The sequence below is a fragment of the Actinocorallia herbida genome, from assembly GCF_003751225.1.
GTDB classification, from domain to species: Bacteria; Actinomycetota; Actinomycetes; order Streptosporangiales; family Streptosporangiaceae; genus Actinocorallia; species Actinocorallia herbida.
On sequence record NZ_RJKE01000001.1, the window covers coordinates 5001017 to 5026005 of the forward strand.

The 24989-nt window shown below is 72.1% G+C and carries 24 protein-coding genes; 13 read left to right on the top strand and 11 right to left on the bottom strand.

The window, feature by feature from the left end; all coding sequences use genetic code 11:
- Positions 1–237: 237 nt before the first annotated feature.
- Positions 238–1659: a cellulase family glycosylhydrolase gene (locus EDD29_RS22865; protein ID WP_123666380.1), complete on the bottom strand. Its 1422-nt coding sequence runs from the start codon at positions 1657–1659 to the stop codon at positions 238–240.
- Between the two features lie 149 nt (positions 1660–1808).
- Between EDD29_RS22865 and EDD29_RS22870 the strand changes: the two genes are divergently transcribed.
- The 4 genes from EDD29_RS22870 (at position 1809) to EDD29_RS22885 (ending at position 4762) form a co-directional block, all read left to right on the top strand.
- The gene (locus tag EDD29_RS22870; RefSeq protein ID WP_123666381.1) at positions 1809–2636 is read left to right on the top strand and encodes an SAM-dependent methyltransferase; all 828 of its coding nucleotides are present in this window, start codon (positions 1809–1811) and stop codon (positions 2634–2636) included.
- Positions 2637–2781: 145 nt separating this feature from the next.
- Entirely contained in the window at positions 2782–3594 is an 813-nt protein-coding gene (locus EDD29_RS22875) for a crotonase/enoyl-CoA hydratase family protein (protein ID WP_123666382.1), read from the top strand.
- Positions 3595–3692: 98 nt separating this feature from the next.
- Positions 3693–3908 (top strand): hypothetical protein, encoded by a 216-nt coding sequence (locus EDD29_RS22880; RefSeq protein ID WP_123666383.1) that lies wholly within the window; start codon positions 3693–3695, stop codon positions 3906–3908.
- Positions 3905–4762, top strand: a complete 858-nt coding sequence (locus tag EDD29_RS22885) for a phytanoyl-CoA dioxygenase family protein (protein ID WP_123666384.1) — start codon at positions 3905–3907, stop codon at positions 4760–4762. Before EDD29_RS22880 ends, EDD29_RS22885 begins: the two co-directional genes overlap by 4 nt.
- 61 nt (positions 4763–4823) lie before the next feature.
- Here the strand turns inward: EDD29_RS22885 and EDD29_RS22890 are convergent, their stop codons facing one another.
- Positions 4824–5408, bottom strand: coding sequence for a TetR/AcrR family transcriptional regulator (locus tag EDD29_RS22890; RefSeq protein WP_123666385.1), 585 nt, complete (start codon positions 5406–5408; stop codon positions 4824–4826).
- Positions 5409–5543: 135 nt separating this feature from the next.
- On the opposite strand from EDD29_RS22890, the gene EDD29_RS22895 reads away from it, so the two are divergent.
- A complete protein-coding gene (locus tag EDD29_RS22895) occupies positions 5544–6734 on the top strand; it encodes a YbfB/YjiJ family MFS transporter (RefSeq protein WP_170201518.1) in 1191 nt (396 codons plus the stop codon).
- Positions 6731–7408, top strand: a complete 678-nt coding sequence (locus EDD29_RS22900; RefSeq protein ID WP_123666386.1) for an alpha/beta fold hydrolase — start codon at positions 6731–6733, stop codon at positions 7406–7408. The genes EDD29_RS22895 and EDD29_RS22900 overlap by 4 nt, the downstream gene beginning before the upstream one ends.
- A gap of 80 nt (positions 7409–7488) precedes the next feature.
- Here the strand turns inward: EDD29_RS22900 and EDD29_RS22905 are convergent, their stop codons facing one another.
- Positions 7489–8136, bottom strand: a complete 648-nt coding sequence (locus EDD29_RS22905) for a hypothetical protein (protein WP_123666387.1) — start codon at positions 8134–8136, stop codon at positions 7489–7491.
- A gap of 340 nt (positions 8137–8476) precedes the next feature.
- On the opposite strand from EDD29_RS22905, the gene EDD29_RS22910 reads away from it, so the two are divergent.
- The 5 genes from EDD29_RS22910 (at position 8477) to EDD29_RS22930 (ending at position 13403) form a co-directional block, all read left to right on the top strand.
- The gene (locus EDD29_RS22910; protein WP_281280923.1) at positions 8477–8977 is read left to right on the top strand and encodes a peptidylprolyl isomerase; all 501 of its coding nucleotides are present in this window, start codon (positions 8477–8479) and stop codon (positions 8975–8977) included.
- A 230-nt stretch (positions 8978–9207) separates the two neighbouring features.
- A complete protein-coding gene (locus EDD29_RS22915; RefSeq protein ID WP_123670629.1) occupies positions 9208–9909 on the top strand; it encodes an ABC transporter ATP-binding protein in 702 nt (233 codons plus the stop codon).
- Entirely contained in the window at positions 9906–10727 is an 822-nt protein-coding gene (locus EDD29_RS22920; RefSeq protein ID WP_123666388.1) for an ABC transporter permease, read from the top strand. The genes EDD29_RS22915 and EDD29_RS22920 overlap by 4 nt, the downstream gene beginning before the upstream one ends.
- Positions 10728–10786: 59 nt before the next feature.
- Entirely contained in the window at positions 10787–11935 is a 1149-nt protein-coding gene (locus EDD29_RS22925; RefSeq protein ID WP_123666389.1) for a substrate-binding domain-containing protein, read from the top strand.
- Positions 11936–11993: 58 nt separating this feature from the next.
- A complete protein-coding gene (locus EDD29_RS22930; RefSeq protein WP_123666390.1) occupies positions 11994–13403 on the top strand; it encodes an amidohydrolase family protein in 1410 nt (469 codons plus the stop codon).
- A 49-nt stretch (positions 13404–13452) separates the two neighbouring features.
- Here EDD29_RS22930 and EDD29_RS22935 read toward each other — a convergent pair whose 3' ends face one another.
- The 8 genes from EDD29_RS22935 to EDD29_RS22970 all read right to left on the bottom strand — a co-directional run bounded on the left by EDD29_RS22935 (position 13453) and on the right by EDD29_RS22970 (position 22808).
- Positions 13453–14988, bottom strand: a complete 1536-nt coding sequence (locus tag EDD29_RS22935; RefSeq protein ID WP_123666391.1) for an AMP-binding protein — start codon at positions 14986–14988, stop codon at positions 13453–13455.
- Positions 14989–15034: 46 nt separating this feature from the next.
- On the bottom strand, positions 15035–15421 hold the full coding sequence (locus tag EDD29_RS22940) for a nuclear transport factor 2 family protein (protein WP_123666392.1): 387 nt from the start codon (positions 15419–15421) through the stop codon (positions 15035–15037).
- 70 nt (positions 15422–15491) lie between these two features.
- On the bottom strand, positions 15492–16673 hold the full coding sequence (locus tag EDD29_RS22945; protein ID WP_123666393.1) for an alpha/beta hydrolase: 1182 nt from the start codon (positions 16671–16673) through the stop codon (positions 15492–15494).
- Entirely contained in the window at positions 16670–17767 is a 1098-nt protein-coding gene (locus EDD29_RS22950) for a homogentisate 1,2-dioxygenase (RefSeq protein WP_123666394.1), read from the bottom strand. Before EDD29_RS22950 ends, EDD29_RS22945 begins: the two co-directional genes overlap by 4 nt.
- A 32-nt stretch (positions 17768–17799) precedes the next feature.
- Entirely contained in the window at positions 17800–19320 is a 1521-nt protein-coding gene (locus EDD29_RS22955) for a class I adenylate-forming enzyme family protein (protein ID WP_123666395.1), read from the bottom strand.
- A gap of 40 nt (positions 19321–19360) precedes the next feature.
- Positions 19361–20548 carry an acyl-CoA dehydrogenase family protein gene (locus tag EDD29_RS22960; protein WP_123666396.1) on the bottom strand — a complete coding sequence of 396 codons (1188 nt, stop codon included), beginning with the start codon at positions 20546–20548 and terminating at the stop codon, positions 19361–19363.
- Between the two features lie 46 nt (positions 20549–20594).
- Positions 20595–21200 (bottom strand): TetR/AcrR family transcriptional regulator, encoded by a 606-nt coding sequence (locus EDD29_RS22965; protein WP_123666397.1) that lies wholly within the window; start codon positions 21198–21200, stop codon positions 20595–20597.
- Between the two features lie 72 nt (positions 21201–21272).
- Positions 21273–22808 carry a sugar ABC transporter ATP-binding protein gene (locus EDD29_RS22970; protein ID WP_123666398.1) on the bottom strand — a complete coding sequence of 512 codons (1536 nt, stop codon included), beginning with the start codon at positions 22806–22808 and terminating at the stop codon, positions 21273–21275.
- Between the two features lie 149 nt (positions 22809–22957).
- On the opposite strand from EDD29_RS22970, the gene EDD29_RS22975 reads away from it, so the two are divergent.
- Both EDD29_RS22975 and EDD29_RS22980 read left to right on the top strand, forming a co-directional pair.
- On the top strand, positions 22958–24157 hold the full coding sequence (locus EDD29_RS22975; RefSeq protein ID WP_123666399.1) for a thiolase family protein: 1200 nt from the start codon (positions 22958–22960) through the stop codon (positions 24155–24157).
- A 64-nt stretch (positions 24158–24221) separates the two neighbouring features.
- Positions 24222–24989: an SDR family NAD(P)-dependent oxidoreductase gene (locus EDD29_RS22980; protein WP_123666400.1), complete on the top strand. Its 768-nt coding sequence runs from the start codon at positions 24222–24224 to the stop codon at positions 24987–24989.

The following is a 24989-nucleotide window of genomic DNA, read 5'->3' on the forward strand; positions in this document are numbered from 1 at the left end:
TCAGATTACCGACACCTCCTAAAGCGCCCCCAAATCCCTGCCGAGGAGCACCATCGCCGGCCATTCCCCAAGAACAGCACACGGACAATCCACTATATTTACCTAAATTCCTCCAAGAACCGCCGCACCCGATCGGCATCAGGCCGCCCGCCGGGCGACCGGGACGTCCCGGGCGGGCCCTCGTGCACCGCCTGACGGGCATGCCCCTCGCCTGCCGGCCGGGGACGTGGCCGGTGATCACGGCGTGACGGTGACGGTGTGGGCGGCCGTGCCGGGGTCGGCCCAGACGGACAGGACATGGCGGGTCTCGTCCCAGGCCGACGTCCAGGTGCCGGCCGGATCGGTGGAGGTGATCCGCGGCGCCGACGGGAACCAGATCTCCGTCGGGCCGCCGACGCCGGGCACGGTCCGCCACGAGACCGTCAGGGTGCCGGCGGAGTACGACATCGCGGTGAGCGGGCCGGCGATCGCGCGGGCGTAGGGACGGGCCAGGAGCCCGGTGAAGATCGTCGGCCCTCCCCCGCCGTCGATGACCCCGGACGATCCCGGGTCGTTGGACCAGTAGGACCAGCCGATGCCGAGGTCGTCGGCCATGGCGAGCCAGTCGCGGGTGAAGTCGGCCGCGCCTGACGCGCCCTGCCCCATGCCGCCGACCTCCCCGAGCCACATCGGGGTGCCCAGGCGCCGCGCCGCGGCCGGCATGTTCCGTTTCCACAGGGCGAACTGCGCACGCACGAGCGCCTTCGCGACGCCGTCGTAGGAACCGCCGAGATCGACCCCGCCCGGGTAGAAGTGCGGCGCGAAGACGATCCGGGGCGTCCCCGGGCGCGGGTCCGCGACGACACCGAGCGACGACGGGGCGCCCTGGTTGGCGTTGAGCGACTCCGGCTCCACGAAGATCCAGCCGTTGGCGTCGACCTCGCGGATCGCGTCGACGACCTGCTGGTAGAAGGGCGTGAGAACCGGACCCTCGAAGAAGCCGAAGTGCCGGGTCCCGCCGAACGGCTCGTTCATCAGGTCATAGCCCAGGACGGCGGGCTCGTCGGCGAAGCGCTCCGCCACGTGCCGCCACATCGCCGCGTACCGCTGCCTCAGCTCCGGATGCGTCCCGCGGTGGTTCCAGAAGTTGTCGAAGGCGCGCAGCACGGCGGGCTGGACATAGGTCAGCACCCACGGATCCTGCGGCGTGCACGGCAGACCGTCGGTCACCGTGGCCCACGCGGGTGCGCCGTTGCCCGCGCCGTCGCACGCGGCGGGGCCGTAGACGTCCTGATGCATGTCCAGGATGACGTGCATGCCCTGTTCCCGATACCAGGCCACCCGCTCGGCGACGGCGTCCAGATACGCGTCGTCGTACCGGCCGGGTTCCGGCTCGACGTTCTTCCACTGGATCAGGTACCGCACGGAGTTCGTGCCCATGTCGCGGGCCTCGCGGGCGACGTCGTCGCGGTCGATCCACGGCAGCCCGCTCGGGCCTTTGGCGCTGCTCGCGGTGTTGAGGCCGTGCAGGATCAGGGTCCGGCCGAGGTCGTCGGTGATGGCGGGCGGCGGCGCGCCGTCCGCGTAGGCGGGACCGGCCTCCACCACGGGTGCCGCGATCCCCGCGAGGACCAGCGCACCGCCCAGGCCGATCCGGCCCAAAGCCTGACGAACGGGCATGCCGCCTCCCAAACGTGAGAACTTTTCACACACATCCTCACCCACCCGCCCCCCGCAAACCACTTTTGTCCCTATGTGGCCCCTGCCTCCAGGATTTCTGGGATGTGACGGATGTGACACGACCGTGTGGTACGTCTAGGCTTCCGGGGATGAGTGAGCCTCTGCACCGGATCGATGGGAGAGTCCCCAACTTCGCGCGCGTGATGGACTACCTCGAAGGCGGAAAGGACCACTTCGCGGTCGATCGGAAGGTGGGCGACGAACTCCTCGGGATCGCCCCCGACCTGCCGGTCATCGTCGCCGAGCAGCGCAGGTTCCTGCGCCGGGCGATCGCCCGCCTCGCCGAGGAGGGGATCCGCCAGTACGTCGACATCGGCTGCGGGCTGCCCACCTGCGGCAGCCCCCACGAGATCCTCCAGGACCTCGGCGTCGACGCCCGCGTCGCCTACGTCGACGAGGATCCGGTCGTCGTGGTGCACGGGCGCGCGATCCTCGACAACAGCGGCAAGGTCGTCACGCCGGGCCGCCCGCTCGTCCGGGTACTGCAGGGCGACCCCCGGGACCCCGACGGCATCCTCGACCACCCGGAACTGACCGGGTTCCTCGACCCCGCGAAGCCGACCGCGGTCCTGGTGCGCAACATCCTCGCCGTCATGGACGACGCCACGGCCGCGACCGTGGCCGGGCGCCTCGTCGACCGGCTCTCCCCCGGCGACCGCTTCCTGCTCATCCACGTCGTCCGCGACTCCGCCGAACGCAAATCCGCGGACATGACCAGGCTCTTCACCGACGAGGGCCTGCTCGACGAAGGCCGCGGCCAGGTCCGCACCCTCGCCCAGATCCAGGCCCTCCTGGACGGCCTCGACCTCCTGCCCCCCGGCCTGGTCCCCCTCCCCGCCTGGCACCCCGAGCCCGCCCCGCACGCCGTCGCCCCGGACGCCTTCTGGAGCGTCGGCGCGGTCGGCCGCAAACCCTAACGATCCACCCGCGTACCCCTTCCACGGACGACCGCACCACCACAGCGCCCGGTGGGCGTGGGCGATGTCGGCGCGGGTTGACGGCGGGAGGGGGAGGGGGCTAAGTGACTAGGGCTGAGATCGCTGGGCCAGGAGAGGAACGCGCATGGTGGATTCGTCCGAGAGGGTCACCGTCTCGGTGACCGATGGGGTCGCCGACGTCCGGTTGAACCGGCCTGAGAAGCGCAACGCGCTCGACCTGGAGACGTTCGCGGCGCTAGCGCTGGCCGGAGAGCGGTTGAAGACCGAGCCTGGCGTGCGCGTGGTGGTGCTCTCGGGAGAGGGCCCGGACTTCTGCGCGGGGCTGGACTTCACCGCCTTCCAGGCCATGCGGGACGGGCAGCCGTTCTCCGCGCCCGCGAAGCTCCCGCCCTCGACCGGGCCCGCGCGGGCCGTCGCCCAGCGCGCGGTGTACGTGTGGACCGAACTGCCCGTGCCGGTGATCGCCGCGGTGCGCGGCAACGCGCTCGGCGGGGGCCTGCAGATCACCCTCGGCGCCGACATCAGGATCGTGAGCCCGGACGCCCGGCTCAGCGTCTTCGAGGCGGCCTGGGGCCTCATCCCGGACATGACCGGCACGCAACTGCTCCCCGAACTCGTCGGCCGGGACGTCGCGAAGGAACTGACCTTCACCGCGCGCGTCGTCAGCGGCGAGGAGGCCGCCCGCATCGGGCTGGCCACCCGCACCGACCCCGACCCGCTCGCGGCGGCGTTCACCATGGCCGGCGAGATCGCCCGGCACAACCCGGACGCCATCCGCGCGGCGAAGCGGCTGCTCGAACTGGCCGGCCGCACCGACCTCGCCTCCGGATTCGCCGCCGAGCAGAAGGAGATCGCCGCCCTGATCGGCAGCCCGAACCAGGTAGAGGCCGTCGCCGCCAGATTCGAAAAGCGCCCACCGCGCTTCAAGGACATCTGAGCCCTCTTCCGGGTCCGCGGATCGCCGGCCCGTCCGACCTCGCTCGACCGAATCGACCGTAAGGTCGAAATTCATCGGTCTCCGGTGTTGAAATTGAGTTGAACTCGACTCAGCGTGGGCAGCGGGAGGGCGACCTGCCCGCGGACCGGGATCCCGAACTGCTGGCGGCGGCCGTGCTGGGCGGCGTGCAGCAGGCCGTGGTGCTGGCGCTCGGCCGGACGCCCCGGCCGGCGCGGGCCGGGGTCGCGCCGGAGCTGTGGGCGTTCGTCACCGGAGCCGTCGGCGCTCCCGAGGAGAGAGGGCACGCGTCATGACCGATCCGCAGGTGCACCGGCTGGAGGACCTCGCCACCGACCTGGCCAGGACGCACCGTTCCGACCACGGCGGCGATCGCGGCGTGGACGCCGGAAGGCTGGAGTCCGAGCTGACGGCGTTGCGCCGCGACGGCTACGTGGTACTGCCCGACCTGCTGTCGAGCGCGGAGCTGGACGGGCTGCGCGCCGCCGTGACGCCGCTCCTCGGGCCGCGCGGCCGCAACGCGTTCGAGGGACATCGCACCCGGCGGGTGTACAGCGTGCTCGCCAAGACCCGCGCCGCCGACCGCCTCGTCGACCATCCGCACGTGCTGGCCCTGCTGGACCGGCTGCTCCGGCCCAACTACCTGCTCTCCCAACTCCAGATCATCAGCATCGGACCCGGCGAGGACGCCCAGCTCCCGCACCCCGACGACGGCTTCTATCCGGTGCCGAGGCCCCGCAAGGCGCTGTCCGTGGCGACCATCTGGGCGCTCGACGACTTCACCGAGGAGAACGGCGCCACCGTCGTCGTGCCCGGCAGCCACCGCTGGCCCGACGGACGGCAACCCGTCGACGCCGACCCGCGTACCGCCGCCGTCATGCCCGCCGGATCCTGCATCCTGTTCCTCGGCACCCTCTGGCACGGCGGCGGCGCCAACCGCACCGGCCGTCCCAGGCTGGCCGCCACCGCCCAGTACTGCGAGCCATGGCTGCGCACCCAGGAGGCGTTCGCCCTGTCCACCCCGCGCGACACCGCCCGCGCCGTCTCCCCCGACATCCGCCGCATGCTCGGCTACAGCATCCACCCCCCGTTCATCGGCGCCGTGGACGGCCTCCACCCCTCCCGCCTCCTGGACCCGCAGACCCCGTAGACGACGACCCTGACTCGGGCCGGCGTGACGCGGCGGGCGCGTCCGCAGCGCGTGTCCCGCCTCAGCGGGTGGCCGCCCCCAGCAGGGCCAGGGCCGCCGCCTTCGCGTCGGCGGCGGCGCCCGGCGAGCCCTGGTGTGCGGCCACGACCGTGGCCCCTTCGACCAGCATGAGGAGCTGGCGGCCCAGCGTCGCGGGGGCCGCCGCTCCGGCGCGGACCGCCAGGTCGGTGAGCAGCGCGAGATAGCGGTCCAGGTGCCGTGCGGTGAGGGCGCGGACGTCCTCGGCGTGGTGCTGGGCCGCCGCGTTCACCATCGCGCAGCCCCGGAAGACCGGCTCGGCGTACCAGCGGCCGAGCGCGTCGAACACCGCGCCGAGCCGGGCCGCCGGATCGTCGCCCGCCGCCTCCGCGGCCTCGGCCAGCCACCCCACGACGTGGTCGCTGCGCCGCTCCAGCACCGCGCGGACCAGGCCGTCCTTCGTCCCGAAGTGGCGGTAAAGGGTCTCCTTGGACACGCCGAGCTCGGCGCACAGCTCCGCGACGCCGATGCCGTCGAGGCCGCGCGCGTAGAGCACGGGCGTCGCCGCGGCGAGGATGGCGGCCCGGGTGCGGGCCGGGTCGATCGTGGATCCCTTGGGAACGGGCATGACGAAGATGGTACCGCCCGGTTCGATGAGCTGCTAGCGTCCGAGATCGTAACGATCGGTTCGATCTTGGGGAGTTCCTGTGCACGTGCTCTCGCGCGGTGCGCCCGCGCCGTCCCGTCCCGCCCGGAGCCGTCGATGAGGTCGCCCATCGCGCAGGCGGTCCGGCTGGCCTTCGGGACCGCCTCGGCGCTCGGCCTCGCCCGGTTCGCCTACGGGCTGCTGCTGCCCGCCATGCGCGAAGACCTGGGGTGGAGCCTCGCGCAGGCGGGGGCGCTCAGCGCCGCCAACGGATTCGGCTACCTCCTCGGCGCGCTGCTCACCCCCCTCGCCGTGCGGCGCGCGGGCGACGCCGCCGCCTTCCGCTGGAGCATCCTCCTCACCGCCGCGGCACTCGCGGCCACCGCCGCCACCGGCTCCTACCCCGTGCTGCTCGCCCTCCGAGCGGCGGCGGGCCTGACGGGAGCCGTCGTCTTCATCACCGGCGGCGTCATCGCCGCGCGCCTCGCCGCACGGGTCGCCTCCGGCGCGCCGCTCACCCTGTACTTCGCCGGAACCGGCCTCGGCATCGCGCTCAGCGGCGCGGTCGTCCCCGCGCTGGGCGGGCACTGGCGCACGGCCTGGCTCGTCCTCGGCGCGGCGGGGGCCGCGGCGGCCGCGGTGAGCTGGTCGGCCGCCCCCGCGGGGGCGGCGCCGCCCTCCGCGGCGGCCGGACGGGCCCGGGTCCGTCCGCTGTGGCGCGTCGCCGTCGCGTACCTGCTGTTCGCCACCGGATACATCACCTACATCACCTTCCTGTCGGCCTACCTCGCCGACCGGCACGCCTCGGTCGCCCAGGTGACGCTCATCTGGACCGTCCTCGGCCTCGCCGTCGTGGCCGCGCCCGTCCTCTGGAGCGGGCCCCTCACCACCTGGCCGGGCGGGCGCGCCCTCGCCGTCCTGCTCGCCCTCCTCGGCGGCGGCGCCGCCTTGGCACTCGTCTCCCCCGCGCTCCCGGTCGTGCTCGCGTCCGCGCTCGTCTACGGGGCCACCTTCATGTGCGTGCCCGCCGCGGTCACCGCGCTCATCCGCGGCCGCACCGAGCCCGGCGACTGGACGGCCACTCTGGCGGCCTTCACGATGCTGTTCGCCCTCGGCCAGACGGCCGGCCCCTGGCTCGCCGGAGTCCTGGCCGACCGCACCTCGACCGACGCGACCCTCGCGTGGACCGCGGCCCTGTGCACCGCCGCGGCCCTCGTCGCCGCCGCCGTCCGGCCCCCTCCGGGCCCGGCGTCCCTTCTTCCGGTCCCCGCGGGCCGGACCGCACCCGAACAAGGAGAACACCAGTGACCACCTTCGTCCTCGTCCCCGGCATGTGCCACGGCGGATGGTGCTACCGCGAGCTCACCGAGAGCCTGCGCGAGCAGGGGCACCGCGTCCTGCCGGTGACGCTGACCGGCGTCGGCGAGCGGAGCCATCTCCGGCACGCCGGCGTCAACCTGGAGACGCACCTCCAGGACGTGACGGCCCTTCTGGAGGCCGAACAGGTCGAGGACGCGGTGCTCGTCGGGCACAGCTACGGCGGGATGGTCATCACCGGCGCGGCCGACCGCGCGCCGTCCCGGGTGCGCTCACTCGTCTACGTCGACGCGGTCGTGCCCGGGAACGGCGACACCATGTGGGCTCTGGTCTCCGACCGGGAGCGGCACTGGTACCTGGACGTCGTGGACACCGGCGACGCCGTCCGCCCGCTGCCGTTCTTCGATCCGCGAGCCACCCCGCACCCCCTCGCGTCCCTGCTCCAACCGCTGCGCACGACCGGCGACCTCGCGCACGTCCGGCGCAGCGTCTACGTGTACGCGGCCGGCTGGCCCGGCCCGTCGCCCTTCACCGCGACCTACGAGCGGCTGCGCGCCGACCCGTCCTGGACCGTCCACGCCCTCGACGGCGGCCACAACCTCATGCGCGACGCTCCCGACGCCCTCTTGAAGGCCGTGCTGGACGCCGCCCCCGACGTTCGCTGATCGCGATGGGGCCCGACGCCCCGACGCCCGCCCCGGGCGGATGCCGGGGCGGGCGCGTCGACGGGGCGGGCCGGTACGGGTCAGGAGGTGACGGCGGTGATCTTGATGGCGGGGGTCACCTTGAACGACGCGGTGTGGGTGAGGGTCGCGCCGTCGGTGACCTGGCCCACGCAGTTGGGCACGCCGTTGGCGGTCGGGGGGACGTAGACCTTGGCGGTCGTCGTCTTCAGGACGGAGGTGGCGTTGGTGTAGGTCGCCGCGACCGACGTCGCGATGAACCAGCACGTGCCGTCGGAGTCGGTCCTGACCCACGTCCAGACCGGGAACGAAGCCGGCGCGGAGTGATTGAGCGTGGTCACCCCGGTCGAGGCGTTATAGGCACTGGCCCTGAAAGTGTTCGGCCCCGCGGAAACGCTCAGGATCCCGGCCCACGTGCTGCCGTCCGCTCCCGTGCACTCGGGCGTCCACCCCACGGTCCCGCCGCCCAGCGCGACATCGCTGTTCGACTTACTCGCGATACTCCCCTGAATGGTCACGGAGCCGGCGCAGGTGAAAAGGGTGCGACTCCCGCTCTGCACCGTCAGACCAGGGGCGGTGGCGGTGAAACCGCCATTGGCGTCGGGGTTGACGACGGTCCAGGTGGTGGTCGCCGCCGCCGCGGGCGCGGCCTGCGCCCCCAGCGCGACGACCGAGGCCAGCACCAGCGTCGACGTGGTCTTCTTGCGCATTCCGATCACTCCTCCGCCCCTTCGGGCGTTCGACGATCAAGCCCTGCTCGAAAGACAACATAGATCACGGATCAAGAAAAAGAAAGTAGTCACTTTCTGTTCGCTCCTTACCTCGTCGCGTTATATCTAACAGATCTCGGCAGGCCCGTGATTAAAATTTCAATTGTCCAATAGAGAGACATCAACATCGTCGACCATCGGGAAAAACGCTTTTCCGGAGCGGGCGGCAATTCTCAGATCGCACCGTGCGGCGGTGTCGGCGGGCCCGTCGCCGGGCGAGGCGGGCTGCGCGCCTGCCATCATGGGTGCCCTTCGGAAAGCATCAGAAGGTGAGACTCCCGTGTCCAAGGTCAAGCTGAGCACCAGCCTCGGCGACATCGTCATCCGGCTCGACGCGCAGAACGCGCCGAAGACGGTCGAGAACTTCCTCGGCTACGTCGCCGACGGCTTCTACGACGGGACGATCTTCCACCGCGTCATCAACGGCTTCATGGTGCAGGGCGGCGGTCTGGAGCCCGGCCTGACGCCGAAGGCGACCGGCGCGCCCATCGAGAACGAGGCGGACAACGGGCTCAAGAACATCGCCTACAGCGTCGCCATGGCCCGCAAGAACGAGCCCCACTCGGCCACGGCGCAGTTCTTCATCAACGTGGCCGACAACGCGGCCCTCGACCACACCTCCACCACGCCCCGGGGCTGGGGCTACGCCGTCTTCGGCGAGGTCGTCGAGGGCCGCGACGTGGTCGACTCCCTCAAGGCGGTCCCCACCGGCCCTCGCGGCGGCCACGGCGACGTCCCCCTGCACGACATCGTCATCGACCGCGCCGAAGCCATCGACTAGAACCCACGGACGAGGGACCCTCGGTCCCTCGTCCTTCCCGCCCCTCGATCGGACACCCGCGGGAACCGGGTGGGGTATAGCGCACAGGGTTCGTGCCCGGCAAGGTGCCGCCGCGGCGACAACATTGAGGCCTTGTGGTGGTCCGCCGGTGGCGGCATCGTCGTCGTCGTGGGACTGGATCATGCGATGGGCGGGCCGGTGTGACGGGGCCGCTGCTCTCGTTCAGCGAGGTGACCCGTCGATTCGGGACGGTGCGGGCGCTCGACCCCGTGACGCTGACGGTCGGGCGGGGCGAGTTCGTCTCGGTCATCGGGCCGTCGGGGTGCGGGAAGTCCACGCTGCTGCGGCTCGCGTCCGGGCTGGACGAGGCGTCCTCCGGCGTGGTGGAGACCGCGACGGACGAGGTGGCCTATGTCTTCCAGGACGCCACCCTGATGCCGTGGCGGACGGTCCGGCGCAATGTGGAACTGCTCGGTGAGCTGTCCGGGGCCGACCGCGAGGACGTGCGGGTGCGCGCGCAGGCGGCGCTGGAGTCGGTGGGGCTCGCCGACGTCGCCGGGCGGCTGCCCCGGCAGCTGTCCGGCGGGATGCGGATGCGGGCCAGTCTCGCGCGGGCCCTCGTCATGTCGCCCGCTCTGTTCCTGTTCGACGAGCCGTTCGGCGCGCTGGACGAGATCACGCGGACCCGGCTGAACGTCCAGCTCATGGACCTGTTCGTGGCACGCGGCTTCGGCGCGCTGTTCGTCACCCACTCCGTCGAGGAGTCGGTGTTCCTGTCGAACCGGGTCGTCGTGATGTCGGCCGGACCGGGCCGGATCACCGCCGAGTTCACCGTTCCGTTCGCCTTCCCGCGCCCGGCGGAACTGCGCTACACGGCGGAGTTCACCGGCCTCGCGGGGAAGGTGGCGCGGGCGCTGGAGGACGCGTCATGAGCGGGCGCCTCGTGGCCGCGCTGGGCCGGGCCCTGCCCCCGCTCGGGGTGTTCGCCCTGATCATCGCCGGCTGGTACGCCGTCACCTACGGGGCGCTGGCCGAGGACCGCAGGTTCCTGCTGCCGCCTCCCGACGAGGTCGTCACCGAAGGGTTCCTCGACGAGCGCGTCCGCGAGGACATCCTGCTGGCGGGCTGGGAGACGCTGAAGGCGGCGCTCATCGGCCTGGCCATCGCGTTCGTCCTCGGCTTCCTGCTCGCGGTGCTCATGGCGCAGGCGCGCTGGATCGAGCGGTCCCTCTACCCGTGGGTGGTGTTCCTGCAGACGGTCCCGATCCTGGCGATCGTGCCGGTCATCGGCTTCTGGTTCGGCTACGAGCTGACGGCCCGGGTCGTCGTCTGCGTCATCATCTCGATCTTCCCGCTGGTCATCAACCCGCTCCAAGGCCTGCTCGGCACCGACCGGGGCCTGCACGACCTGCTCACCCTCGCGCGCGCCACACCCCTGACCCGGCTGCTGAAGCTCCAGATCCCGGCGGCGCTCCCGCAGGTGTTCGTCGGGCTCCAGACGGCGGCGGGGCTGTCGATCGTGGGCGCGGTCGTCGGCGACTTCTTCTTCGGCAGGGGCGCCATCGGGCTCGGGCTACTGCTGTCCCGCTACAGCGGGCGGCTCCAGTCGGCCGAGATGCTGGCGACGGTCTTCGCCGCGGCCTTCCTCGGGGTCGTCGTCTTCTGGGTCTTCGGCGCCCTGGGCCGCGGGGTCGTGGGCGGCTGGTCGGAGGCCTGGGGCGCGGGCGACCGGGCGGCCCGTGGGTCCTGACCGGCGGCTCTCCCTTCAGCTCTCTCGGCATCTCCCCATCCCCTTGAAAAGGACGAGCCATGTCCAGCCTCCCCTCCCATCGCGTCCTGGGCGCCACGGCCCTCGCCGCCTCCCTCACCCTCCTCGCCGCGTGCGGTGGCGAGCAGGCCACCGAGTCGGCGCCCCGCTCCGGCGTCCTGTCCGGCGTGTGCCCCGCGACCGTCGTCATCCAGACGGACTGGGAACCGGAGGCCGAGCACGGCGGGCTCTACCGGCTTCTCGGCGACGACCACACCGCCGATGTGGAGGCCAAGTCCGTCAGGGGGCCGCTTCTGGCGTCCGGGGCGGACACCGGGGTGGACGTCGAGCTCCGCATCGGCGGCGCCCCGGTCGGCTACCAGACGGCCCAGCCCCTGCTCTACCAGGACAAGGACATCCTTCTCGGGTACGGCCGGGTGTCGGAACACCTGGTGACCCAGAAGGACACCCCCGTCGTCTCGGTCTTCGCCCAGTTGGAGAAGAGCCCGTACGCCGTCTACTGGGATCCGGCCACCTACCCCGCCGCCAAGACGATCGCCGACCTCAAGAAGGACAAGGTCAAGATCCTCTTCGGCGCGGAGGCCACCGTCTGGCAGGAGTACCTCGTCGGCGCCGGCCTCGTCGACAAGGCGCAGGTCGACCAGAGCGACTCGCCCAAGCCCGCGACGTTCGTCGCGGAGGGGGGCAAGGTCGCGGAGACGGGCTTCATCACCGCCGAGCCCTACATGTACGAGGTCGAGACGGAGGCCTGGGGCAAGCCCGTCGTCGGCCAGCTCATCCACGACACCGGCTTCCCCGAGTACTTCCAGTCGGTGGTCGTGCGCGAGGAGGACGTCACCAAGGAGAAGGACTGCCTCACGAAGCTGGTCCCGATCCTCCAGCAGGCCCAGGTCGACTACATCACCGACCCGGCCGCCACCAACGAGCTGATCACCGAGCTCGTCGAGGAGTACCGGACGAGCTGGACCTACACTTCGGGCCAGGCCGAGGCCGCGGTCAAGGCCCAGGTCGACCTCGGCCTCGTCGGCAACGGCGACGACGCCACGCTCGGAAACTACGACCTCGAGCGCGTGCAGACCCTCATCGATCTGATCGGCGAGTACGCGCCCGACGCCGACATCACGGGCATCACCCCCGACGACCTCGTCACCAACGAGTTCATCGACCCCGCGATCGGCCTCAAGCCCTGATCCGGCCAGGCGCGGAACCCCCTCCGCGCCCGCGAAGCCGACCCACCGGGAGGAACCCTTGCCGAACGCCCGCACCGCCGCCGACCGTGTGCCGCGTGAGGAGGTCCTGGTCCGGGCCGCGTGGGTCCTGACGGTCGGGCCCGGCGGCGAGATCGAAGACGGCGCCGTCCATGTACGCGACGGCCGGATCGTCGAGGTGGGCGGGTACCGGGAGCTGCGCGGGCGGCTGCCCGGCCTGCCGGTCGAGGGCGACGGGACGGGCCTGCTGATCCCCGGCCTGGTCAACACGCACACGCATCTGTCGGAGGCGCTGGCGACCGGGATGGGGTCGGAACTGACGCTGTTCGAGTGGGGCGAGCGGATCGTCGGGCCGCTCGGGTCGGTGCTGACCGCAGAGGACGCCCGCGAGGGCACCCGGCTGCGCGCGGTCGAGATGCTGCTGTCCGGGGTGACGACGGTCAACGACATGTTCGTCCACGGCAATCCCGACGACCTGGCGAGTGTCGGGGTCGTCGCGGGGCTGGAGGAGGCGAGCCTGCGCGGCGTCGTGTCGTTCGGCGCCGAGGACGCCGCGATCCCCGGCGCCCCGCCCTGGGCGGACGTCGACCGGGTCATGGCCGAGCAGGACGCCCTCGCGCAAGCGTGCGCGGCCGCCGAACTCGTCTCCTTCCGGTACGGGATCGGCACCCTGCTCGGGCAGAGCGACGCGCTGCTGGAGGCGGGCGCCGACGTCTGCCGGGACCGCGGCTGGGCCGTGCACACCCACCTGGCCGAGGTGCGCGAGGAACTTGTGGCCGCCGCGCAGCGGTGGGGCCGCCGGACGATCCCGCACGCCCTCGCCCTCGGCCTGTTCGACCGGCCGCTGATCGCCGGGCACGGGGTGTGGGTCACCGAGGCCGACATCGAGATCCTCGCCGCGCACGAGGTCGCGATCGCACACAACCCCGTCGCCAACATGATCCTCGGCTCGGGCGTCTGTCCCGTGCCGCGGCTGCGCTCCGCCGGGATCTCGGTCGGCATCGGCACCGACGGCGCGGCCTCCAACGACGGCCAGGACATGCTCCAGGCCGTCAAGGCCGCGGCGCTCCTGCAGAAGGTCCACGCGCTGGACCCTTCAGTCATCGACGCCCCGACGGTCCTGCGGATGGCCACCCTGGACGGCGCCCGCGCGCTCGGCCTCGACCACCTCGTCGGGTCCCTGGAACCCGGCAAACGCGCCGACCTCGTGCTGCTCCAGGACTCCGTGTGCGTCTCGGTCCTGCACGATCCGTGCGGCCAGCTCGTCTACGGCGCGTCCCCCCGCGCGGTCCGCTCGGTGTGGGTGGACGGCCGCCGCGTCGTGGCCGACCACGCGTGCACCACCGTGGACGAGGCGGAACAGATCGCGCGGAGCCGCGCCCTCGCCGCCCGCCTCGCCCAGGCCTCCGGCCTGCACGAGTCGGGCTTCTCCCGACTGGGCTCCACCTGACGAGCGCCACGCGCGACTTGCCCCGTGACGGTGCGGCCGCCGCGCGGTCCTACGGAAGGGACCGGCCGAAGGACCGCTTCAGTTCGTGCTTCATGGCCTTGCCGGTGACGGTCTTCGGGAGGGCATCGGTGAAGAAGACGTGGCGGGGGCGTTTGTAGCCGGCGATGTGGGCGCGGCAGAAGTCCATGAGGTCGTCGGCGGTGGGATGGTGGCCGGGGCGGAGGACGACGGCGGCGGCGACGGCCTCGCCCCAGTGGAGGTCGGGAACGCCGAAGACGGCGGACTCGGCCACGGCGGGGTGGCGGGCCAGGGTGTGCTCGACCTCGGTCGAGTACACGTTCTCGCCGCCGGTGATGATCATGTCCTTCTTGCGGTCGACGATGTAGAAGAAGCCCTCGTCGTCCTTGCGGGCGAGGTCGCCGGTGTGGAGCCAGCCGTCGGCGTACGCCGCCGCGGTGGCCTCGGGGCGGCCGAGGTAGCCGAGGGTGGTCTGGTCGCCGCGCACGACGAGCTCGCCGACCGTGCCGTTCGGGACCTCGGCGCCGTCCTCGTCCACGATTCTCGCCTCGGACATGCACATCGCCGCGCCCGCCGACTCCAGCAGGAAGTCGTCGCCCCGGGCGGCGCGCGCGTGGGTCTCGCGGTCCAGCGCCAGGACGTTCCCGGCCGTCTCGGTCATGCCGAACCCGGTGAAGATGATCGGCCCGAACCTGTCGACGGCGCGCCGCAGCGTGCCGACGGGCATCCCGGCCGACCCGTAGCCGAGGGCGGCGAGGGAGGACACGTCGCGGTGGCCGATCGCGGGATCGTCCAGGACGTCGGCCATCATCGACGGGGCCATGCCCGCGCTGGTGACGCCCTGCTCCTCCACGGTCCGCAGCCACGCGTCCGGCCGCCACGGGCCCTGCTGCAGGACGGTCCCGCCGCGGAACTGGTGGGTGATCGCCATGTACCCGGACACATGGCACAGCGGGAAGGCGTTGAGGAACCGCGCCCGCGGGCCCGGCGCGTAGTGGACCACCGACTGCACGACGGCGGTGAGGAGGTTGCGATGGCTGAGCATCGCCCCCTTCGGACGTCCGGTGGTGCCGCTGGTGTAGACGATCCACGCGGGGTCGTCGCCGTCCGCCTCGGGCGACCTCCCGTCGCTCGCCGCGCCGAGCAGTGCCTCGTACGAGGACGTCCCGGTCACCTCGGGCCCCACCGTCACGATCTCGCGCAGGAAGGGCAGCTCCGCGCGCAGGTCCTGGAGGACCGCCGCGTAGGACGACTGGGCGATGAGCACGGTCGCCTCGGCGTCGTTGAGGATCCAGAGGAGTTCCTCGGGGTGCAGCCGGTAGTTCAGCAGGGTCAGGACGCGCCCGGAGTCCGGGACGCCGTAGTAGCACTCGTAGTACTCGGGGCAGTTCTCGGCGAGGATCGCGACCCGCTCGCCGGGCGCGGTCAGGCCGCGGATCGCGTTCGCCAGGCGGTGGGTCCGGCGCGCGAGCGCGGCCCAGGACCGGGTGGTGTCTTCGTCGAACCAGAGGGCCTGGCGGTCGGGGAAGGAACGCGCGTTCCGTTCGACGATGTCGGCCAGCAGCACGGATCGGCCTTTCTTCGCTAGGGTGGGAGGGCGGGCGGCGCGGCGCTCAGTCGGCGAGGGCCTCGCGGAAGCGGCTGATGTGGGCGCGCTGGGCGGAGTCCAGGTACTCCTCGATCCGGGTGACGCGGCCGTCCTTGACCTGCACGTAGATGGCGACGTTGAGCCCGAAGTCCCGTCCGTCCGGAAGGCCCACGTGCAGGATGTGCTGCTGGAGGACGCCGTCACCGGTGTCGGCCTGGCGGAGGATCTCGTAGCGGAGGTGCCGGGCGATCCGCTGGAGCCCGCCGAGCACCATGAGGTTCTCCTCGACGGTCTGCTCGACGAGGTCGTCGTTGTGCCAGATGACCGCGTCGGGGGCGTACAGCGCGCGCACGGCGTCGATGTCCCCGGACTCGATCGCCGCGAAGAACGCGGCGGCGGTGGCTCGGCTCATGGGGTTCCTTTCTGCGGGGGTCCCGCCGCCCGGTGGACGCCGAGGGGCGTCCACCGGGATGACGGACGGATCAGGCCGTGCTCTCGGGCGCCCAGCCGCGTTCGGCGAGCCACCGGCCGATCACCGAGACGGCTTCCCTGAGCTGCGGCCGCTGGTCCGGGCCGAGGTAGTAGTGGGTGGCGCCGGCGACCTCGTGGAAGGTCTTGTCGGCCTGGGTGAACCCGTCGAAGAGGCGGCGGGTGTGGCTGGGGGTGCAGGCGTCGTCGGCGGAGTTGCCGATGACCAGGACCGGCACGGTGACGTCGGCGGCGGCCTTCGGCGCGTCGCCGCGGGCGTCGTCGTAGCTCCACTGCGACAGCCAGCTGCGCAGGCTGGTGTAGCGGGCGAGCCCGACGGTGCTGTTGTTCACCACCTGCGGGTCGCCGAGGTAGCAGGTGCCGGGCTCGCGGTCGTTGGGGTCGACGGCCGGATCGAGCCAGCGCGGGTCGGCCATCGTGCCGTGGACGACGAACGCGTGCTCGTCCAGCGGCCGCCCGGCCTCCCGGAGCGCGGCGAGCTCGGCCTTGACCCAGGCGGTGATCCTGCGGTTGCGGGCGATCTGCGCCTCCCGGTACCGCTGGAGGAACTCCTCGGTGTACGGCGGCTGGTTGGGGTTCTCCGGGTCGTAGAGGTCGAGTTCCCGGTCCCGCTTGGACGGGTCGGCCTCATCCAGGATGGAGGGGTCGATCCACTCGGTGAGGGTGCCGTGGCGGGAGACGTGGGCGGCCAGCAGCATCAGCCCGTCGGCCGGGGTGAGGCCGAGGGCCGTCAGGTCGGGGAGGTCCCCGGCGGGGGTGGCGGTGATGGTCGGCTTCTCGGCCTGCTGCTGGTAGAAGACCGACAGGGAACCGCCGCCGCTCCAGCCCGCGAGGACCACGTTGCGGTAGCCGAGTTCCTTCTTGGCGTGCGCGACGCAGGCGCCGAGGTCCTCGACGACCTTCTCCATGATGAGCGCCGAGTCGACGCCGCGGTAGCGGCTGTTGCAGTAGATGACGTGGTGCCCCGCCCGCGCCAGGGCGGGGGTGATCGGGAGGTAGGCGCCGCCGCCGATCGGGTGCATGAACACCACGACGGTGTCCGACTCGGTCTCGGGCTTCAGGAGCTGGGCCTCCAGGACGACGTTCGCGCCGCCGCCTCCGTAGGTGTCGCGGGCCGAAGAGGAGTCGGGGAAGACGACGATGAAGGGGGTGCGCTGGTAGGGCACTGAAGTCACGCGGGGCCTCCGGCGGCGTGGGAGAAGGCGGGGTGGACGGTGAGGGGGCGGCGCACGTCGATCGACATGACCTCCCACTCGATGCGGTCGTAGTCGGGGAACTTGCGGCGGGCGCGCTCGCGGGCCCGCTCCGGGGGACCGTGGTGGATGCCCTGCGGGGCGTGGCTGATCAGGCCGGGCGGCATGTCGATGCCGAAGAGCGAGCCGCCGTGGAACAGGGCGACCTCGTCGTAGTCGACGTTGCGGTGGTACCAGGGCATCCGCTCGGCGCCGGGCCTCATCTCGGCGCCGCGCGGCAGGAAGTTCAGCACGACGACGCCCTCGGCCTGCAGGAACAGGTGGACGGTCGGGGGCAGGTGGATCGATTCCGAGGTGATCGGGTTGTAGTCGCGGATGTTGAGCTTGAAGGGGAAGTAGTCGCCCTTCCAGCCCTCGACGTCGCACGGGTTGTGGTCGTAGACCAGCCAGCCGGTCTGCTCGCCGGAGGTCAGCCGCACACGCCACTCGGGGCCGCCGTCGGTCAGGACCTCCGGCTCCGGCACGAAGACCGTGGACGGGTCGAACGGGAAGTGCCGACCGAGGACGCCCGGTTTGGGGACGGTCAGCTCGTCCCTGGTCTCGACGATGAGGAACGCGCCGGCGGTGCTGTCGGCGTCGGGGATCTGACGGTAGGTGACGGCCTTGGGCAGCAGGACCCAGTCACCGGGCTCGTAGGGGATGGCGCCGAACTCGGTCTGGAACACGCCGGTGCCGCGGTGCACGAAGAACAGTTCGTCGCCGGAGACGTTGCGCGCGAAGAACGGCATGGGGGCGCTGCGGCGGCTCAGCAGGAAGCGGACGTCGGCGTTGGACAGCAACGGCACCGGGGCGCCTTCGGGGTCCGTCAGGTCGGTGGGCTCCAGGTCGCCGACCAGGGCGTCGGTCGGGCGGATCGGCCCCTCGTACCGGTAGGCGGTGGGGTCGTTGCGCCGGTAGAGCTGCGCCTGACGGCCCACGAAGCCCATCCGGCCGAGCTCGTCGTCCTTGAGCCCGTCGAGGTCCCGGTGGACATGGCGCGGGGTGGTCCCCTTGCGGAACTGGATGAAGGATTCCACGTGATCTCCTCGAGAAGCGGGTGGAGGGAGGTTCAGGAACGGGCCGCGGGGTCGGCCAGGGCGCGTTCCCGCAGGGCGGGTTTGATCACCTTTCCGGACATGGTCCGGGGCAGGGTGTCACGTTCCACCACGACGGCGCGCGGGACCTTGTAGTCCGACAGCTCGGCGCGGACGGCGGCGAGCACGTCCTCGGCGGTGATCCGGTCGGGGTCCGCGTCGACGAACGCGACGCCGACCTCGCCCCAGCGCGGGTCGGGGCGGGCCACGACCGCGGCCGCGGCGACGCCGGGGATGCCGCCGATGACGCGTTCGACCTCGGCGGGGTAGACGTTGAGCCCTCCGGAGACGAACATGTCCTTCTTGCGGTCGACGATGCGCAGGTAGCCGTCGGCGTCGCGGGCGGCCAGGTCGCCGGTGTGCAGCCAGCCGCCGGCCAGGGCCCTGCGGGTCTCGGCCTCGTCGCGCCAGTACCCGGCCATCACCTCGGGGCCGCGGATGAGCAGTTCGCCCACCTCGTCGGTCTCGCAGTCCCGGCCGTCGTCGGCGACGATCCTGACCCGGGTGCCCATCAGCGGACGTCCGATGGAGCCGCTCCGGGTGATGGCGTCCGCGGGCGGCAGCATGATGCCCGAGCCGCTGGACTCGGTGCAGCCGTATCCCTGGCCGAGGGTGATCCCGCGCGCCTGCCAGGCCCTCAGCTGGCCGGGCGGCACGGGGCCCGCGCCGGCGCGGGCGAGGCGCAGCCCGCCGAAGTCGCGGTCGTCGATGCCGGGGACCTCGGCCATGGCCGCCCAGAGCGGCACCGGGCCGTAGAACACGGTGATGTCCGTACTGAGCCTTTCGACGGTCTCGACGGGGTCGAACTGGGGGGCCAGCACGAGGGTGCCGCCCGCGTGCGCGATCGGCGCCCAGACGGTGAGGACGCTCCCGGTGAACGACAGGGAGGTCGGCAGGTAGGACCGGTCGTCCCAGGTGAGCCCGTCGGCGAGGCCGTTCTTCATCGCCAGGGCCGACACGTTCCCGTGCGTGATCATGGCGGCCTTGGGGCGTCCGGTGGTGCCGGAGGTGAAGCAGAGGTAGGCGATCTCCTCCTCCCCCGGCACCTGTTCGGGGTCCGGGGCGCCGGCCGCCACCAGGTCCGCGAACGGGCGGAACCCCTCCCGGACTTCGCCCACCGTGACGACGGTCAGGTCCGGAAGGCCCTCGGCCGCGGTCGCCGCGCGCTCGGCGTGGGCGTCGTCGACGACGAGGAGACGGCATCCGGAGTGCTCCAGCGTGAAGCGCAGTTCCGCCGCCGTCATCCGCACGTTCAGCGGAACGGCCACCGCGCGGATCTTCCCGGCGGCGATCGCCGTCTGGCACCATTCCGGGCGGTTGTCGGAGAAGATTCCGACGCGCTCCCCTGCGGTGATGCCCGCACGGGCCAGGCCTTCGGCGATCTCGTTGGTGGCCCGGTCGAGCTCGCGCCAGGTCCAGCTCTCCTCGCCGCATCGGAGCGCGATTCCGTCGGGCCGCCAGACGGCCCAGAACCGCACGGCTGCGGGCATGCTCATTGCGCACTCCAGGGGTGGTCGTGAGGAAGCGCGATCGGGGTCATCGCGCGGTCTTCTCTGCGTCTCGGCCGGCCGCGCCGCCGCGGACCAGCGATGTGCCGATGATCTCTTTCATGATCTCGGTGGTCCCGCCGTAAATCGTGGTGATCCGGGCGTCCTGATAGGCGCGCGCAATAGGGTATTCGAGCATGTAGCCGTATCCGCCGTGCAATTGCAGGCACTGGTCGACGAGCCGCTTCTGCAGTTCCGTGCACCACCACTTCGCCTTGGCCGCGCGCTCGGCGGTCAGCGTGCCCGCATTGAGCTCGAGCACGAGCCGGTCCACGAACGTCTGCCCTATCTCCAGCTCGGTGGCCAGTTCCGCCAGCACGAACCGGGTGTGCTGGAAGTCCGCGATCGGCTTGCCGAAGGCGGACCGCTCCTTCACGTAGGCCAGCGTCCAGCCGAAGGCGGCCTCGCAGGCGGCGATCGCCGTCATCGCGATCGACAGCCGCTCCTGGGCGAGGTTGGCCATCATGTACGTGAACCCGCGGCCCTCCTCACCCAGGAGGTTGGCGACCGGCACCCGCACGTCGGTGAAGTGCAGTTCCGCGGTGTCCTGGGCGTGCTGGCCGATCTTGGCGAGCTTGCGGCCCCGCTCGAAGCCCGGCATGCCGCGCTCCAGCACCAGCAGGCTGACGCCGTCGTGCCTGCGGGACGGGTCGGTCTTCACCGCGGTGATGACGAGATCGCCGTTGAGCCCGTTGGTGATGAAGGTCTTGGCGCCGTTGACGAGGTAGTGGTCGCCGTCGCGGATCGCGGTGGTGGTGAGGGAGGCGAGGTCGCTGCCCGCGCCCGGCTCGGTCAGCGCGAGCGCGCAGATCAGGTCGCCGGAGCAGACCCCGGGCAGCCACCTGCCGAGCTGGGCGGCGTCGGCCAGGTCCAGCAGGTAGGGCAGGGCGACGTCGTTGTGCAGGGTGATCGCCATGCCCGCGCCGGCCAGGCCGCGCCGCTGGATCTCCTCGGTGATGACGAGGTTGTAGCGGAAGTCGGCGACCCCGCCGCCGCCGTACTCGGCGGGGGCGGCGAAGCCGAGCAGGCCGGCGCGGCCCGCGGCCGTCATCGCCGCGCGGTCGATGACGCCTTCGCGCGCCCACCGCTCGGCGTGCGGGACCATCTCGCGGTCCAGGTAGGCCGCGACGGTCTCGCGGAAGGCCTCGTGATCGTCGTCGAAGAGCGCGCGCTTCACCGGACGGCCCGCCCTTCGAGGGCGCCGGGCCGGACCGCGTCGCGGATCAGGCGGAGGAGCCGCCCACCGCCTGCGGAGGCCGGATGCCGGAGAGGATGATGTCGCAGAACATGTCCGCGATCGTGTCGGTGGAGACCCTGCCGCTCTGGTCCATCCACACGTACGAGTAGTTGAACATGCCCAGGATGCCCTTGAAGGCCACGTCGTCGGCCATGGACCGGAACAGCCCCTTGGCGGTGCCGGTGTGGAAGGCGTCCAGCCAGGCCCGCTCGTACTGCGCGCGCAGGTCCAGGACGTCCCGCAGCCTTTCGCCGGTGAGCGCGTTGAAATCGCGGTAGTGCACCGTCCATTCCAGCCGGTGCTCGGCGATGTTCCGCAGGATGGCCCGCGCCAGCGCCCGGATGCGCTCCTCCTCGTCGGAGAACGCGGCCGAGATCTTCTGTGCGGACTCGACCATCACCCTCAACTGGGAGACGCTGATCTCGTAGAGCAGCGCCTCTTTGTTGCCGATGTGGTGGTAGAGGGCGCCGCGTTGCAGACCGACCGCCTTCTCCAGCTGCGACATGCCCACCCCGTGGTAGCCATGCCGGGCGAACAGTTCCGCCGCAGCGTGCAGAATTCGCTCTTTCTGCGATGTCTCTCGCAGCACCATAACCGCCGTTCTCTGGGTCGACTGGCCTCATGATAGATGGTTCTCCCAATCGTGCCGGGCGCATGGGGTGGATCACGCGGAGACTCCCGCCGGTCCGTAGACGAGGTGGGCGAGCGCGGAGGGATCGATGCCCGGCCCCTGGAGCACGGTCTCGATCCGGCCGTCCACGAGGACGAGCACCCGGTCGCACAGGTCGGCCAGTTCGGTGAAGTCGGAGCTCACGACCAGGGCCGACGTGCCGCCCTCGGCGGCGTCGCGGATGATGCGGTGGAGGTCGAGACGGGCTCCCACGTCGACGCCCTGGGAGGGCTCGTCGAGGAGCAGGAGCCGAGGGGCGCGGCGCAGGCTGCGGGCGATGACGACCTTCTGCTGGTTGCCGCCGGAGAGCGCGGTGACGGGCGCGTCCGGCCCTGGCGCGACGACGCCGAACTCGGCGATGGAGGCCACCGCGTCGGCGCGCTCGGCCCGGTGCCGCAGCCGCCCCCGGCCCCAGTACCGGCCGACGTCGGTGACCGACAGGTTGTGCGACACGGACTGCTCGGCGAACAGGGCGTCCTCGACCCGGTTCTCCGGTACGTAGCCGACGCCCCGGCCCAGGGCCTCGGCCGGGCCGGCGAAGCGGCCGGGCTCCCCGTCGAGGGTGATCGTGCCCGAGCCGCGCTCCAGGCCGAACAGGGCGCGCAGCACGCGGGACCGTCCCGAGCCCAGCAGCCCCGCGATGCCGACGATCTCCCCGGCGGCGACGTCGAAGGAGACGTCGCGCAGCCCTCCGGTGGACAGGCCGCGCACCTCCAGACGGGCCCGGCCGGAGGCGGACCGGAGGCGCGGGGCGGCCTCAGGGACCTCCGCGCCCATGATCAACCGGGCGAGGTCGGCGGGAGCGAGGCCGTCGTTCTCGACGGTGGCGACGCGCCGCCCGTCGCGCAGCACGGTCACCTCGTCGCTCACCGCGCAGATCTCGTCGAGGCGGTGGCTGATGAACAGGATCGACTGGCCGCGCTCGGCGTAGCGGCGCAGGCTCTTCAGGAGCAGGTCGACCTCCGACGCGGACAGGGCCGCGGTCGGCTCGTCGAGGATGAGGACACCGGAGTGGGCGCCCTCCTGGTCCTGCAGGGCGCGGGCGATCGCGACGACCATCTGCTCGGCCGGGCGCAGGTCGCCGATGGGCAGCGCGGGGTCGACGTCGAGGTCGAACCTGTCCAGGACGCGCCGGGCCCGCTCGCGCAGTCGCCGCCACCGGATGCGGCCGCCCGGGGCGAGCTCGAATCCGCGGCCGATGGCCAGGTTCTCGGCGATGCTCAGGTCGGGGAAGATCCCGATGTCCTGGTGGACGATGTGCAGGCCCATGGCCTTGGCGTCGGCGGGGCCGAGGCGGTGCGCGTCCTGGCGGCGGCCGTCGATGACGACGCTGCCCCCGGGATCGGCGTGCAGGACCCCGGCAAGGATCTTGACGGTCGTCGACTTCCCCGACCCGTTGCCGCCGATGAGGGCGTGGACGGTGCCCCGCCGCACGCGCAGGCCGACCCCGTCCAGGGCCTTCTGGCCCGCGTAGGTCTTCGACAGGTCGTCGGCGATCAGGGCGAATTCCGCCTGGTCATGGCCGCTCATCGACCTCACCCCTTCCGAACGTGGAGCCGGGCGCGGAGTGCTCCAGGTCACTTGCGTACCGACTGATCAGTACAGTAGAACCACTCTTCGGTAGGCGTCAACGGGTCCGGGCCGATCTGGGCCGGACCTCCTTCCCCCGAGGAGCTGCATTGACCCGAGCTGTGATCGTCGACGCCGTGCGGACCGCCGGAGGGCGGCGCGGCGGGCGACTGTCGGGCTGGCACCCCGCCGAACTGGCCGCCGAGACGCTGCGCGCGCTCGAAAGCCGCACCGGCCTCGACCCCGCACTCATCGACGACGTGATCATGGGCTGCGTCACCCAGGTGGGCGCCCAGTCGACCAACATCGGCAGATCGGCGGTCCTGGCCGCGGGCTGGCCCGAGTCGGTTCCCGCGACGACCGTGGACCGCCAGTGCGGCTCCTCCCAGCAGGCCCTGCACTTCGCCGCCCAGGGCGTGGTCGCGGGAGCCTACGACGTGGTCGTCGCGGCCGGCGTGGAGTGCATGAGCACGGTCCCGATGTTCTCCAACGCCGCGGGCGCCGACCCGTACGGCGACGCCGTGCACGCCCGCTACGCCGGCCGCGAGTCCTTCGGCGAGACCGGGCTCGTCCCGCAGGGCGTCTCGGCGGAACTCGTCGCCGAGCGGTGGGGCCTGACGCGCGAGGAGCTCGACGCGTTCGGGCTGCGCAGCCAGGTCCTGGCCGCCGCCGCCCGGGACGCAGGCCGCTTCGCCGACGAGATCGTGCCGGTCCAGGTGCGCCGCCGGAACCGCGAGACCGGCGCGGTCGTCGTCGAGGACGCGATGGCGACGGAGGACGAGGGCATCCGCGAGACCACGGCCGAGCGGCTCGCGGCGCTCAAGCCGGCGTTCCTTCCCGAAGGCCGGGTGACCGCGGGCAACAGCTCCCAGATCACCGACGGGGCCTCGGCGGTCCTGGTGATGAGCGAGGAGCGCTGCCTGTCGCTCGGGCTGCGCCCCCGGGCCGTCGTCGCGCACGGCGTGCTGGCCGCAGCCGACCCCGTCCTGATGCTGACGGCGCCGATCCCCGCCACCCGCAGGCTCCTCGCCCGCGCGGGGCTGGTCCTCGGCGACATCGACCGGTTCGAGGTGAACGAGGCGTTCGCGCCCGTCGTCCTGGCCTGGCAGCGCGAGCTCGGCGCCGACCTCGACCGGGTCAACGTCAACGGCGGCGGCATCGCCCTCGGCCACCCCCTGGGCGCGTCCGGCACCAAGCTGACGGCGACCCTGCTGGGCGAGCTGGAGCGCAGCGGCGGCCGGTACGGCCTGCTGACCATGTGCGAAGGCGGCGGCATGGCCAACGCCACGCTGATCGAACGGTGGACGTGAGCCGCCGCCCGTCCCTCCCCGCGAGGGCCACGCCGAAGAACACACCGATCACGGAGGACCCGCGATGACCGCACCCGGAACCCTGACCGCGAACCTGGCCGGAAGGGTCGCGGTCGTCACCGGCGCGTCCAGCGGCCTGGGCATGCGGTTCGCCGAACTGCTCGCCGGCTGCGGCGCGACCGTGTTCGCCGCGGCCCGCCGCCGCGAGCGGCTGGACGCCCTGGCCGACCGGGTCGACGGCATCGTCCCGATCACCTGCGACGTCACCGACGCCGACGCCCGGCAGGAGCTGCACGACGCGGCACGCTCCTACCAGGGGGCCGTCGACCTGCTCGTGAACAACGCCGGGCACGGCGAGGGCAAGCCCGCCCTCGAGGAGACGGTCGAGGACTTCGAGCGCACCCTCACGCTGAACCTCACCGCGACGTTCGCGCTGGCGACCCTGTTCGGCCGTTCGATGATCGAGGCGGGGCAGGGCAGCATCGTCAACATCGCCTCGATCCTCGGCATGGTCGCCGCCGCGCCGTCCTCGCAGGCGTCCTACTGCGCGGCGAAGGGCGGCGTGGTGAACCTGACGCGGGAGCTGGGCTGCCAGTGGGCGAGCACCGGCGTCCGGGTCAACGCGATCGCGCCGGGCTGGTTCCCCAGCGAGGTCACCGAGGACTTCTTCGCCGACGAGAAGGGCGGCTCCTGGGTGCGGCGCAACACCCCGATGGGCCGGGTCGGCCGCTCCGACGAGCTGGACGGCGCGATGCTCCTGCTGGCCAGCGACGCGAGCTCCTTCATGACCGGGCAGATCCTCGCCGTCGACGGCGGGTGGACCGCCCGCTGA